The sequence below is a fragment of the Cytobacillus solani genome (assembly GCF_001420595.1).
In the GTDB taxonomy this organism is placed as follows: Bacteria; Bacillota; Bacilli; order Bacillales; family Cytobacillaceae; genus Cytobacillus; species Cytobacillus solani.
Genome location: NZ_LJIX01000006.1, coordinates 3,752,383 through 3,764,838 on the forward strand (window position 1 = coordinate 3,752,383; position 12,456 = coordinate 3,764,838).

General features: G+C 37.7%; 14 protein-coding genes and 1 other annotated feature. Of the genes, 1 reads left to right on the forward strand and 13 read right to left on the reverse strand.

Annotated elements, in window-relative coordinates; translation table 11 throughout:
• Positions 1 to 119: 119 nt before the first annotated feature.
• Positions 120 to 611, reverse strand: a complete 492-nt coding sequence (locus tag AN957_RS20660; RefSeq protein WP_053477258.1) for a dUTP diphosphatase — start codon at positions 609 to 611, stop codon at positions 120 to 122.
• Positions 612 to 750: 139 nt separating this feature from the next.
• Between AN957_RS20660 and AN957_RS20665 the strand changes: the two genes are divergently transcribed.
• The gene (locus AN957_RS20665) at positions 751 to 1,167 is read left to right on the forward strand and encodes a hypothetical protein (RefSeq protein ID WP_053477259.1); all 417 of its coding nucleotides are present in this window, start codon (positions 751 to 753) and stop codon (positions 1,165 to 1,167) included.
• Positions 1,168 to 1,199: 32 nt separating this feature from the next.
• Here the strand turns inward: AN957_RS20665 and AN957_RS20670 are convergent, their stop codons facing one another.
• From AN957_RS20670 to AN957_RS20725, 12 genes are all read right to left on the reverse strand, one after another.
• Positions 1,200 to 1,769 (reverse strand): TVP38/TMEM64 family protein, encoded by a 570-nt coding sequence (locus AN957_RS20670; protein WP_053477260.1) that lies wholly within the window; start codon positions 1,767 to 1,769, stop codon positions 1,200 to 1,202.
• A 44-nt stretch (positions 1,770 to 1,813) separates the two neighbouring features.
• The gene (locus tag AN957_RS20675; RefSeq protein WP_342668502.1) at positions 1,814 to 2,143 is read right to left on the reverse strand and encodes a DUF1294 domain-containing protein; all 330 of its coding nucleotides are present in this window, start codon (positions 2,141 to 2,143) and stop codon (positions 1,814 to 1,816) included.
• 47 nt (positions 2,144 to 2,190) lie between these two features.
• Entirely contained in the window at positions 2,191 to 2,550 is a 360-nt protein-coding gene (gene rplT, locus AN957_RS20680) for a 50S ribosomal protein L20 (protein WP_053477261.1), read from the reverse strand.
• A gap of 26 nt (positions 2,551 to 2,576) precedes the next feature.
• Positions 2,577 to 2,777, reverse strand: coding sequence for a 50S ribosomal protein L35 (gene rpmI / locus AN957_RS20685; RefSeq protein ID WP_009333215.1), 201 nt, complete (start codon positions 2,775 to 2,777; stop codon positions 2,577 to 2,579).
• 15 nt (positions 2,778 to 2,792) lie between these two features.
• A complete protein-coding gene (gene infC / locus AN957_RS20690) occupies positions 2,793 to 3,299 on the reverse strand; it encodes a translation initiation factor IF-3 (protein ID WP_056685954.1) in 507 nt (168 codons plus the stop codon).
• Positions 3,300 to 3,479: 180 nt separating this feature from the next.
• Positions 3,480 to 3,613 (reverse strand) — a sequence feature (ribosomal protein L20 leader region).
• 193 nt (positions 3,614 to 3,806) lie between these two features.
• A complete protein-coding gene (gene thrS / locus AN957_RS20695) occupies positions 3,807 to 5,738 on the reverse strand; it encodes a threonine--tRNA ligase (protein ID WP_053477263.1) in 1,932 nt (643 codons plus the stop codon).
• Between the two features lie 644 nt (positions 5,739 to 6,382).
• Positions 6,383 to 7,255, reverse strand: a complete 873-nt coding sequence (gene ytxC / locus AN957_RS20700) for a putative sporulation protein YtxC (protein ID WP_053477264.1) — start codon at positions 7,253 to 7,255, stop codon at positions 6,383 to 6,385.
• A 391-nt stretch (positions 7,256 to 7,646) separates the two neighbouring features.
• Entirely contained in the window at positions 7,647 to 8,576 is a 930-nt protein-coding gene (gene dnaI, locus AN957_RS20705; RefSeq protein ID WP_056685957.1) for a primosomal protein DnaI, read from the reverse strand.
• Entirely contained in the window at positions 8,576 to 9,997 is a 1,422-nt protein-coding gene (locus tag AN957_RS20710; protein WP_056685960.1) for a replication initiation and membrane attachment family protein, read from the reverse strand. Before AN957_RS20710 ends, dnaI begins: the two co-directional genes overlap by 1 nt.
• Positions 9,998 to 10,074: 77 nt before the next feature.
• Positions 10,075 to 10,533, reverse strand: coding sequence for a transcriptional regulator NrdR (gene nrdR, locus AN957_RS20715; protein WP_053477267.1), 459 nt, complete (start codon positions 10,531 to 10,533; stop codon positions 10,075 to 10,077).
• A 141-nt stretch (positions 10,534 to 10,674) separates the two neighbouring features.
• Positions 10,675 to 11,049, reverse strand: a complete 375-nt coding sequence (gene speD / locus AN957_RS20720) for an adenosylmethionine decarboxylase (protein WP_053477268.1) — start codon at positions 11,047 to 11,049, stop codon at positions 10,675 to 10,677.
• Positions 11,050 to 11,369: 320 nt separating this feature from the next.
• Positions 11,370 to 12,404, reverse strand: coding sequence for a glyceraldehyde-3-phosphate dehydrogenase (locus AN957_RS20725; protein ID WP_053477269.1), 1,035 nt, complete (start codon positions 12,402 to 12,404; stop codon positions 11,370 to 11,372).
• Between the last annotated feature and the right edge of the window lie 52 nt (positions 12,405 to 12,456).

Genomic DNA, 12,456 nt, shown 5'->3' on the forward strand with positions numbered 1-12,456 from the left:
TCTTTTAGAAATATTGTATATACACTTTATATACAATATACACAAAAGTTGAGTTGTTTACAATATATTTCCACAAAAAAAATAAAAACTACCACAGTAACTGTGGTAGCCATACTTCTTCAATATCCTTCCTGTTGCCTCTGATAATTCACTTCATTTTTATCAAAATAGGCCTGTTCAGTCTCTTCCGAATGAAATCCTAATTGCTCACCTAAATGCAAGTAGGCTTGGAATAAAATTTTGTAATCCTGCAAAGACTTACTTACCCTAAATTTACTAGTCAGTTCGTAAATCAATAAGAATTGATCATTTACTGATTCTGCTTTTTGTATATTTGCACGGTAATCTTCTTCCCGTTCAAATTCGCATTCGAGACCAAGTGACAATATAAAATGGATGCCATCCACATATTCCTCCAAGATAATTTTCCTTTCTGAGGCCTGTTTTAGACTCCAAAACTTGAAACATCTTGTTTCATTTGCCAACTCACCTAACTCTACTAATAAAGCTAGTATTTTACGATCAAACAAATCTTCTTTCTCCAATTGATGCTGGCTTTCGATATGCTGATCAAGGCCTTTTTGCATAGTAAATATTTTTTGATAATTCATGTGTCACCATCCTAAATTTTCAACCTATCCGTTTACCTATTGCTTTATGAGGATATAAAAATTATAACAAATAAAAAAAAAGATGAAACCTTTTTAGTGTCCATCCGTATGTAAAGGAAAATGTATTGGAGGGCTTGTTATGATGTGGCTGTTACGCTTTCTTTTATTTGCTCTTATTATCTTTCTAATATATACGACAGTAAGATATTTACTAAATCCAAAGCGCAAGCTGGAACTTGCCCATGAGCAAAAGCGCTATTATTTTTTGGATGACCAAAACAATGTCCGAAAAAACTTCTTAATTACTTATAAAGGTGTGTTGTTTGAAGGAGAAAAATATTTAGGCACGACTGATAATGCCTTCGAGGTCATATCCATCTTTGTTTGGCCACGCAGTACATCAGCTCTTAAAGGAATGGTGCGGGAGGATTTTCATTTCATTGAGAGAAAAATTACGGAGCAATACCCAAATGCGAGAGTCGATTGGAAAAGTCCTATCAAAGAATTTATGGAAAAGAACCATTCTTCTGCTACCCCATTTGGTGACCTCATCTAAAAAACGTTCGGTTATTTTCCGAACGTTTTTTTTCATACCGTTTTAAAAAATTCTCTCCACTTAATGATCGTTACTTTTTCCCTCAAGATAAATACAAGGATGGCCAATGAGAACAAGATTAACAGAATCATGGAAGGAGTAAATCTGCTAATAAACTCTCCAAATACAGTATAAAAAACGGCTAATGGTAAATTGGTAATCCACGAATGCTTCAAGTAATCTTGAAAGCTTTTGTTTCTCTCAATGAGGCAAAAGTTTAATAGATGATAATGAATAAATGGGATTAATCGTAATACAGCTACTTGGCCTACCGTTAAATTCCGGTATTCTCCGAACCAGCGTTTTTTTAGTTTGGTTAGCTTTTTATGCGTTTTCGGCATTTTGTTAATAAGCACGTAAAAGAGAATACTGCTAAGCATTAAACCGATCATTGAAAAAATACTGCCAAAGAAGCTCCCGAACAAAATTCCGCCCGTTAAGCATACAAGAGGAACAGGAATAAATAAAAACTGTCGTAGAATATGAAATAAAATAAAGGCAATTGGTGCTAATATACCAGCCGTTTCAACCATCACAAACAGCATTGTTAGTTGATCATCCACCTTCACTCACCTCTTTAAGCTGTATTCTACTGGTCTCTTACAGCTTATTGAAGAGCCAAGCCGCTTATGACAAAAGAATAAAGAAGGTAAATGCAAAGAGCCATTTCGAGCAAAGCGAGGACAGGCAATCCAATACTAAACTGAAGATGCTTTGTTTTGTGTCTAAAGGTTTTCATTCCAAGAGTCATCCCCGTAGCCCCAAGGAATAGCGCAACTAGCCACAGTGTTTTTTCACTAATGCGATACTCATTCTTCCTTGCTTTTGCCTTATCTGCCCTCATGATGTAAAAGCCGATAACATTTATTATAATAAAATAAATCATCAATAAATTAAGCATTTCTACTCTCCTTTTTGTCACGTCTTCAATAGACAAAAAGCCATCCTCTTTATTTGAGAATGGCTTTTTATATTTTAGCAAAATTATTTATTTAGGTTTTGCTTAGCTACTGATGCTAATTCAGCAAATGCTTTTTCGTCAGCGATTGCTAATTCAGCAAGCATTTTGCGGTTTACTTCGATGCCAGCAAGCTTTAAACCATGCATTAAACGGCTGTAAGAAAGACCGTTCATACGAGCTGCTGCGTTGATACGAGTAACCCATAGTTTGCGGAAGTCGCGCTTTTTCTGACGACGATCGCGGTATGCATACATTAATGATTTCATTACTTGTTGGTTAGCAACTTTATATAATGTATGTTTTGAACCATAATAACCTTTAGCTAATTTAAGAACTTTTTTACGACGTTTGCGAGTAACAGTACCGCCTTTTACACGTGGCATATGATTTCCCTCCTAATTTCGAGATATTACTTAAGATTTACTAGTAAATTACGGATGCGTTTGTAATCGCCTGAAGAAACAAGAGTTCCTTTGCGAAGCTTACGCTTTTGTTTTTGAGATTTGTTAGCGAACATATGGCTTCTGTAAGCATGTGAACGCTTAAGTTTACCAGATCCTGTTCTTTTGAAACGCTTAGCAGCGCCGCGGTGAGTTTTCATTTTTGGCATTTGGAATTCCTCCTCTTACTTGTCGTTGTTTTTAGGTGCTAAGACCATAAACATGCTTCGGCCGTCCATTTTTGGATGTGATTCCACAACCCCAACTTCATTACACGCTTGTGCAAATCGGATTAAAACGCGCTGGCCAATTTCCTTATGAGTAATCGCACGTCCTTTAAAACGGATAGATGCTTTTACTTTATCGCCTTTTTCAAGGAATTTAATCGCATTGCGAAGCTTTGTATTAAAATCATGTTCCTCAATTGTTGGACTTAGACGAACTTCTTTAATACTGATGATCTTTTGATTTTTACGAGCTTCTTTCTCTTTCTTCTGCTGCTCGAATTTGAACTTTCCGTAGTCCATGATACGGCCTACAGGAGGCTTTGCATTCGGTGCAACTAGAACAAGATCCAGATTTACACGAGCTGCAATTTCAAGTGCTTCGGTTTTTGTTTTAATACCTAATTGCTCGCCATTCTGATCAATGAGACGAATTTCGCGGGCGCGAATGCCCTCGTTTAACAACATATCTTTGCTAATAGTTAGACACCTCCAAGGTTTAATGCGAACACAATGTTTGGGTCAAGAATGACACGAAAAGCGCGGTGCGCCTTGCTTTTATAAGAAGCTGCCAGCTGCACTAGACCAAAACTAAAGTCGCAAGTAATACATTCCATTCTGGCTCAGGTTGAGCAGATTAGTTTTAAGCAAATAAAAAAAGTGTGGATGAAAACACCCACACTTTACGGACAAATTTAAACTTAAAAAATGTTCACGTAAAACCTGCTAACAGCTGACATAAGCGTCAATCAGGTGAGAAGCGGGTGCTTCTTCTTTTCCTCAAACTGTATTCAATTACCTTAGATACTATATCACAAAGTGTATATCATGTCAAACGTATCATTTTTATAACAACGAATTGAATTATAACAACAGAAAGGAAATCATGCAAGTGGTTTTTATGATTTAAAAATGTACTAATTTGCGGAATACTATTTTTCACGAACAAAAGAGAGGCATAAGCCTCTCTTTTAATTAATGTTTTACTTCAGCTTTTAGACCTGAAACAAAGTTCTCGAATGAAACCGTTTCAGAATTCTGTTCCCCATATTTGCGGACATTTACCGCTTTTTCTGCCACTTCATTGTCGCCAACTACGAGCATATAAGGGATTTTCTGCATTTGTGCTTCACGGATTTTATATCCGATTTTCTCATTACGGTTATCTAGTTCGACACGGAAGCCTTCCGCCTGCAATTGCTCCTGAACCTGTTTCGCATAGTCAAAATGAATGTCTGGAGAAACAGGAATGACTTGTACTTGTACTGGAGCAAGCCAGGTTGGGAATGCGCCTTTGTATTCTTCAATTAAGAAGGCAACAAAGCGTTCCATTGTTGAAACGACACCACGGTGGATAACAACCGGACGATGCGGTTTTCCATCTTCACCAACATAAGATAAATCAAAGCGCTCAGGAAGTAAGAAATCCAACTGTACTGTAGATAAAGTTTCATCCTTACCAAGTGCTGTTTTCACCTGAACATCTAGTTTCGGACCATAGAAAGCTGCTTCACCTTCAGCTTCATAATAATCGAGGCCTAAGTCATCCATTGCTTCTTTTAACATGGATTGAGCTTTTTCCCACATTGCATCATCATCAAAGTACTTCTCTGTATCTGCAGGATCACGGTAAGACAAGCGGAATGAATAATCATTTAAATTAAAATCCTTATATACCGCTAGGATTAAGTTAACTACTCGTTTGAATTCATCTTTAATTTGGTCAGGACGAACAAAGAGATGTGCATCATTTAAAGTCATTCCACGTACCCGCTGAAGTCCGGATAATGCACCAGACATTTCATAGCGGTGCATAGTACCAAGTTCTGCAATTCGGATTGGAAGCTCTCGGTAGCTATGAATGCTATTCTTATACACCATCATATGGTGTGGACAGTTCATTGGGCGCAGGACAAGCTGTTCATTATCCATATCCATGATTGGGAACATATCCTCTTGGTAATGATCCCAGTGACCTGAAGTTTTGTATAAATCCACGCTTCCCATTATTGGTGTATACACATGGCTATAGCCAAGTCGTTCTTCTTTATCAACGATGTAACGCTCAACTACTCGGCGAATCGTTGCTCCTTTTGGAAGCCATAGCGGCAAGCCTTGTCCAACTAGTTGTGAGCTCGTAAATAAGCTTAATTCTTTTCCGATTTTACGGTGGTCGCGCTCTTTCGCTTCTTCAAGCAAACGTAAATGCTCAGCTAAATCTTCCTTCTTGAAGAAAGCTGTACCATAAATACGCTGAAGCATTTTATTATCGCTGTTTCCACGCCAGTATGCACCCGCAATGCTCAACAGTTTAAATTCCTTCAGCTTCCCGGTAGAAGGAACATGAACGCCGCGGCAAAGGTCAACGAACTCACCTTGCTCATAAAGTGTAACCGTTTCATCAGCTGGAATAGCTTCGATTAGCTCAAGCTTGTATTCATCATCGATTTCCTTGAAAAGCTGAACTGCTTCATCGCGGCTCACTTCTTTGCGGACAATCTCAATATTTTCATTAATAATTTTCTTCATTTCTTTTTCAATCAGCGGCAGATCTTCTGGTGTGATCGATTCTTCAAGATCGATATCATAGTAAAATCCGCCTTCAATTACAGGACCAACCCCTAGCTTGACGTTTTTATATAAACGCTTAATCGCCTGAGCCATTAAGTGAGCTGAGCTGTGACGAAGAATTTCTAATGCTTCTTCACTATCTTGAGTAATAATCTCAATTGCTCCATCTTCCTCGATTGGACGGCGAAGATCATACATTTGCCCATTAAATTTTCCGGCAAGTGATTTTTTCTTCAGTCCTGGACTGATAGATGCAGCAATCTCTTCAGTTGTCGTTCCTTTAGGAAACTCCTTCACTGCGCCATCTGGGAACGAAACTTTTACAACTTCTGACATATCTTTTCCTCCTAAATTATAAAGTGCAAGCGTCTCGCCCAGCCCCGACAAGCATAAGACAAATTGGCAAGAAGGTTGTTCTTTAACCTTCTTGTAAGACTGTCTTAGACCCAAGAGGGGCTAGACGCTGGAACTAGATTCAAAACTTGCTCCTAAAACGCCAACTAACTAATAATGAAAATAAAATAAAAAAACCCGTCCCTAAAAAAGGGACGAGTTTGTATACACACGTGGTTCCACCCTACTTCTCATTTAACGAAAAATACGAAAAATGACTTGTAGCAAGATAACGGCTTGTTCCGTCAACCCATACTATTTTGACGATGATAAGCGGCGAATCTCTTCGTCAGCTGCACTCATTCGGATCCTCACGTATAAACCGTACGCTCCGGTCCTCACTCCCTTGCTTCTCCTTCGTCAAAAAAACAGGTTTAGCTGAAACAATCCGCATTATAATCAATCAAAAATTCAAAGTTGAAGTTCAAAGGCGGTAAGCATTTCAATCGTGTTAGGAAGGTTTCAGCCTTGCCTTCCCTCTCTATGAACCGTTTTTTGAATGCCCTTGTCCTCATCATTACAATTACTAATTAACTTAATATGTACTGTATTATAGTTTGTTATTATCGGAAATGCAAGGGCTCACACTATATTTTTTCATCGGCAATAAAGGAAAACTGCCTCTTACTATCATAGAACTTTGCAATGGGAACAAAAATTAGCCTTTCTTCAAAAATATTATGAATCGTTCTGACAAGCGGCTGTTCAATATCCTCCGCATATAAATAAATAGAGCTTGGCGCAATAGAGAGCAAAGGAGCGATTGTTACAGAATCTATATATACTGGATGGTTAAACAATAGCTTGCGGTCAATCATTCTTGAAAGGTCTGAACGCTTGATTTCATAAAATTGATCATCAAAAAAGTGAATCCCGTCATCAATAAGTAAATGAATTTGGTTTAGCTTTGCTTCCCTGCCTGACAGAAAATCCCTCAATGTTTGAATAAACATCTGGTATTCCTGCTCCATCTTATATTCATCAATTGATATTTCTACATACTTCGCCATTTGGTCCATTAACGGACGCATCCTAAATTTCACAAAAGAATCAAAGGAAAAGGCAATATTTTCTTGAAAAATTTGTCTGATGGCTTCCTTCAAATTCTTTTCAACATCTAGCTCACTAACAAACGCTGTCAGGTCTTCCCTGCTTCCTTCAAGGATGGAGTGGATGATTTCAAGGATTTGCTGCTGTTCCTCTTCGTCTTCATAGTAATAATGCTCTGCCAAAATTCTGCGAAACCAATGATCCTGTTTGCTTTTTATTATAAATTGGTAAAAAGCTTCCTTGACAATTTCTACATACTTCTCACCGTTTGACCCAATATTCATTTTTACTATATGTTGATCTTCAAAATGAAGAAGATGATTAGATAATGCAGAAGATGCTAGATAAAGCTGTAGATACTTGTAAAAATCCTTTGCATCTTCATTCTTTTGGAAAATGATTTCGATCAACCAAATCCCCCCTTTGTTAAAATCTCTGTTTTAAATGTATATGGGGGACTTGGACAAAATAGAAGTATCCACATAAAAGTCTTAAGGGTTTTTAAATAAGGACCTTTTTCTGCAAACACTGTTACTAATTAATATTTAGTGAGTAGAGGTTGACTTCCACTCCAGGATGCGCAGCGACCCGCGGGGTGGGCGGTGAGCCTCCTCGGAACACAAGCTCCTGTGGGGTCTCACCTGTCCCACTCCTCCCGCAGGAGTCTCGCACCTTACGCTCCAGTCAACCAAACATTTTATCAACTATTTTCATTCTCACATTCTATCCAAAAACAACACTCATTTAAAAAAGAACCTAAAAAAAGCTGCCAGATTATCTGACAGCTAAATTAAATATTGATTATACCCTCCGATTAGGTCCTTCAACTAAAACGGATTCGGCTAAGTATTTAATACGTTCCATGATTCGTCTTGCTTTCATCTTCTCCTCTTCGCCACGCTGACTGTATGATAAATGATGCTCCAGCTCGTGAAAATCGAAGTTTGACGTAAAGAATGTCGGCAAACTTTCAAGCATTCTAAACTGAAGAATCGGACCGAGCACTTCATCTCTTGTCCAGCTCGACATCGTCTCTGCTCCAATATCATCAAACATCAAAACAGGAACCTTTTTAATAGCAGCAATTTTGTCATTTAAAGTGGAATCCGCAATCGAGCTTTTCATTTCCCGTAAAAATTCAGGTACATAGACGATCATTGAAGATACTTTCTTTTTCGCGAGTTCATTGGCAATGGCACCCAATAAATACGATTTTCCAACCCCAAACTTCCCATAGAAGTAGATCCCTTTTTGTTTCGAGTCAGGTTTGTAGCTCATAAGAAAAGATGCCGCTTTCTGGACAGCATCAATCCGGTCATCATCCTCGTAAATAGAGTCAAAGGACGCATGAAGAATATCGCTAGGGACATATAAACTTTGTATTAGTTTTTCATTTTTACGCTTTTCATCATCCATCACTTTCCGCGGACATTTATCATAATGAAGATCAATGCTTCCCCTTTGAATAACAAGCTTTGGGTGATAGCCCTTCATCATATTTATACAGTTATCAAGGCTCGAACATTGATTGCATTCCTTGCATTGCTGGGTATATTCATATAGTTTTATTAAGCTTTTATTTATCATATCAGCTGTTATTTCATCCTCATGGATTTTTAAGAAATCTTGCACATCAGGGTTGTTCAATGTCTCTCTGCGCTGCATTTCATACCTTTTTTTAAAGTCTCCCTTTCCAGCAAGACGTTTTAATGTATCATTAATTTTCTCCATCACTCAGTTCCCTCCCCTGAACGCAATTTCTTCAAAGTTTCTTCCAGTTCCCTTTTTTTCAATTTCAGTTCTTCATCATCTTTCTTCTTGTCAGCTGGCTTTGTCTTCTCTTGATCATCAAACCATTCCGGCAGCATTTCGGTCCGAATCGGCTTCTTTTTACCAGAAGATTTTGTTGTCTTTGGTGTTTTCTTCCCTTCTGCCCATTCGGTGTATTGTTTATGTTCATTTTTTGCTAAAAGCATGGCTTCTTTTGCTGTTGTAATTTTCTTTCTTGCCCAATGACTCGCAATTTTTTCTACGTACGCTTTGGTTAATTTCATATCTGACTTTAGCATAACATATTGAATTAGAACATTAACGACTCCTGGCAGCAGCTTTTGCTGAAACATCACATCTTCAATAATTTGCAAGTCCGTCTTTGAAGGCTCTGCACCGCCTGATATATCTTTTAATAATTGCCGTGGAGAAGTCATCTCTAAGTAACGTAGTAATTCCTCTTCCTTCGTTTCAGGCTCTTTTTTTTGCGTTTGATGCAGACTAGGCTGTGTTCGATCAACAAGTGATGGCAACTGATCATAATTTTGCAGCTGATACCAGTCTCTTGCTGATTTTCTTAGCTCTTCAATATTAATTTCATTATTTTCTGTCAGGGCACTAATCACAATATTTTTCATTTGGATTGGGTCGATCCCATATAAAAAGGCAAGATTACTTATTGCATTTCTTACTCTATTCGTTAAAGCCTTCTTCGGAACAAGAGATTCATTTAAACCAGCAGCTAGAAGGTCGAAATTAAATAGTACTTGGCTAACTTGAATGCTCTCTGGTTCATTTCTTCCAATAAAACGCTGTCCATCAGGCGGAAGCATCGCTTGTTCTGTATCTTTAGTAATGGAGATTGTCTCCTGGTGTCCTGACATGTACACATCCTGAAAAGATTTTGTTACTTCTTGATACTCTTCCGTTGAATGGATATTATCCTCAGCAAAAAACCGTTTCAATCTTGAATATTGATTCTTTCCCACTTTTCTATACAAATAAATATTGAGCATTCCATCTAAAAAAAATTCTTCAGGCGTTAATGGGGGAATAAGCTCATAAATAAATGAACGGGATTCCTCATCTTTTCGCTCATATACTTTTAGAAGACCGATTCCTTCTAGCTTTACACGTGCCTGATAAATCCTCTCCAGATTCATATCCATAAAGTTCATTAAACTATGATGAGTATTTGAACTGGACCATAATCGATTTTCTGCAAGCTCTGCCCACAATGTCATATATAAACTAAAGCAGGTTGACCCAATTAAAGGCTGATATAAAAAGGTTAGTACTTTCCGGTCATATTCATGCAATAACCCATTAGCAGCAACCGCATATCTATCTACAGGGAGCATTTCTTGCCAATGCTGAGCCATCATCATCAACCTTTCATTTTATTCATCCAAATCAAAGTAAAAAAAGAGCTAAAGAGAATCTTTTAGCTCAAGTAAAATTACTTTTCTTTCTTTATCAATTCCTTCAGCTCTTCAATAAATACATTAATATCCTTAAATTGTCTATAGACAGAGGCAAATCTTACATATGCTACGTCATCAACCTTTGCTAACCTGTCCATAACCATTTCGCCAACAGCTTCACTCTTAATTTCCGAAACACCATTGCTGCGTAATTCTTTTTCAACGCCAGAAGTAATTTCCTCTAATTCCTTTAGAGCAACTGGTCTTTTTTCACACGCTTTAATTAATCCTCGTAAAATCTTGTCACGGCTAAACTCTTCTCTTGTTCCCTCTTTTTTGACAACAATAAGCGGAATTTCCTCCACCTTCTCAAAGGTTGTGAAACGGTATCCGCATGCCTCGCATTCCCTTCTGCGACGGATCGATCGGTAATCATCGACTGGACGGGAATCGAGAACACGGGTATTGTTACTTTGACATGAAGGACATTTCATATTATCAGCTCCGAATCCTAATCGTTCATATATGATAATCTTATTGTACTATTTTTTATGAAAAACCCCAACAGTATAATCTAGACAAAATAAAAAGAGGTGTATAAAATACACCTCTTGAGTTTCACATCTCAATAATCATTATAGAATGTTAGATTGCTTAACTTGAACAGGACCCATTCCGCGAGGAATCTCAATATTCTCACATGTCTCGGCTCCTAAAGCCTCTGCAATGAAATTAGCAGCAATGCTAGGATCAAGATCACCGCATGTATACACATCAATACTTGCATATCCATGTTCTGGGAAGCTATGAATTGTTAAATGTGATTCGGAAATAATAACCACACCGCTTACACCTTGTGGTGCAAATTTATGAAAGGCAACCTCGCGAATTTCAGCACCAGACTTTAATGCGGCACCTACAAAAGTTCTTTCAATAAAATCCATATCATTTAACTTTTCAAAATCGCATCCCCATAATTCTGAGATAACATGACGACCCATTGTTTCCATATTCAAATTTCCCCCTTTAACAATAATAATGAATTTCTAAGTTTCCAATGGTTCACAACTACCACGGGGGAAAGTTAGTCCAGAGAGGTCCTAACCCTTTAAGTAGCCATTATAACCAAAATTTAAGAAGTTCACGAGGACTAGTATACTTTGTTTGATTTCTTTTTGCAATATATGCTTTTAAAAAAATTGTTAAGGGGTCTTCGATTTCCACCTTTATCCCTTTTCCAAAAGGACTGAGAGCATGCAGATATAACAAATACTTCCAATTTAAAATAGGCCTGCCGCTGGAACGGCAAGCCTTAATCATTTGCAATTATTTAGTTGGCAACTTTTACAATTGAGGAATTGAATAATTCCTGAGCCACATATTTTGTTAAGTCAACAACACGGCAAGAATAACCCCATTCATTATCATACCATGCTAGAACTTTCACTTTATTCGAACCAATTACCATTGTTGATAATCCGTCGATAATTGCTGAATGTTCATTTGTATTAAAATCGATGGATACTAATGGCTCATCTGTAATATCTAAAACACCATTTAATGAACCTTTAGACGCGGCTTCAAAAGCATCGTTGATCTGATCAATTGTTACATCCGATTTAAGATCAACAACTAAATCAACTAACGATACGTTCGGTGTCGGTACTCGTAAAGCCATTCCATGCAGCTTTCCTTTTAAATGCGGAAGTACTAATGACAATGCCTTTGCTGCACCTGTTGATGTCGGAATGATTGACTGGCCACATGCACGTGCACGACGTAAATCCTTATGTGGATTATCAATATTTTTCTGATCATTTGTATACGCATGAACAGTTGTCATTAAGCCATTTTCAATTCCGAATTGTTCATCAAGCACCTTCGCAACAGGTGCTAAGCAGTTTGTTGTACAAGAGGCATTAGAAATAATATCATGCTCATCAATGTTTAATGCGCTTTCATTTACCCCCATAACAATTGTCACATCTTCATTCTTTCCTGGTGCCGTTAAGATAACTTTCTTTGCACCAGCTTCTAAATGAAGAGCAGCTTTATCTCGTGAATTAAATTTCCCTGTTGCTTCAATGACGATATCAATATTTAATTGCTGCCAAGGAAGTTCTTCTGGATTACGGTTGCTCAATAATTGAACTCTCTTTCCGTTTACAATAATAGCTCCCTCTTCAGCAATAACTTCCCCTTCAAATTGCCCATGGTTTGTATCATATTTTATTAAGTGTGCCAAAGTCTCTGCAGGATAGCTTGCATTGATGGCAACCACATTAAGTTTGTCGTCAAGAATGGCCTTTCTAAATACCATTCGTCCAATTCTTCCAAAACCATTAATTGCAATATTCGCCTTCATATTACGGCCCCTTCCACATTAATGTTATACTTTTAATGTTTGTTGTTGTAAT

Excerpts from the sequence above, each read along its gene's own strand:
- AN957_RS20660 (WP_053477258.1), bottom strand. The coding sequence starts at position 611 with ATGAATTATCAAAAAATATTTACTATGCAAAAAGGCCTTGATCAGCAT.
- AN957_RS20665 (WP_053477259.1), top strand. The coding sequence starts at position 751 with ATGATGTGGCTGTTACGCTTTCTTTTATTTGCTCTTATTATCTTTCTA.
- rplT (WP_053477261.1), bottom strand. The coding sequence starts at position 2,550 with ATGCCACGTGTAAAAGGCGGTACTGTTACTCGCAAACGTCGTAAAAAA.
- rpmI (WP_009333215.1), bottom strand. The coding sequence starts at position 2,777 with ATGCCAAAAATGAAAACTCACCGCGGCGCTGCTAAGCGTTTCAAAAGA.
- infC (WP_056685954.1), bottom strand. The coding sequence starts at position 3,299 with ATGTTGTTAAACGAGGGCATTCGCGCCCGCGAAATTCGTCTCATTGAT.
- thrS (WP_053477263.1), bottom strand. The coding sequence starts at position 5,738 with ATGTCAGAAGTTGTAAAAGTTTCGTTCCCAGATGGCGCAGTGAAGGAG.
- dnaI (WP_056685957.1), bottom strand. The coding sequence starts at position 8,576 with ATGGAGAAAATTAATGATACATTAAAACGTCTTGCTGGAAAGGGAGAC.
- AN957_RS20710 (WP_056685960.1), bottom strand. The coding sequence starts at position 9,997 with ATGGCTCAGCATTGGCAAGAAATGCTCCCTGTAGATAGATATGCGGTT.
- nrdR (WP_053477267.1), bottom strand. The coding sequence starts at position 10,533 with ATGAAATGTCCTTCATGTCAAAGTAACAATACCCGTGTTCTCGATTCC.
- speD (WP_053477268.1), bottom strand. The coding sequence starts at position 11,049 with ATGGAAACAATGGGTCGTCATGTTATCTCAGAATTATGGGGATGCGAT.
- AN957_RS20725 (WP_053477269.1), bottom strand. The coding sequence starts at position 12,404 with ATGAAGGCGAATATTGCAATTAATGGTTTTGGAAGAATTGGACGAATG.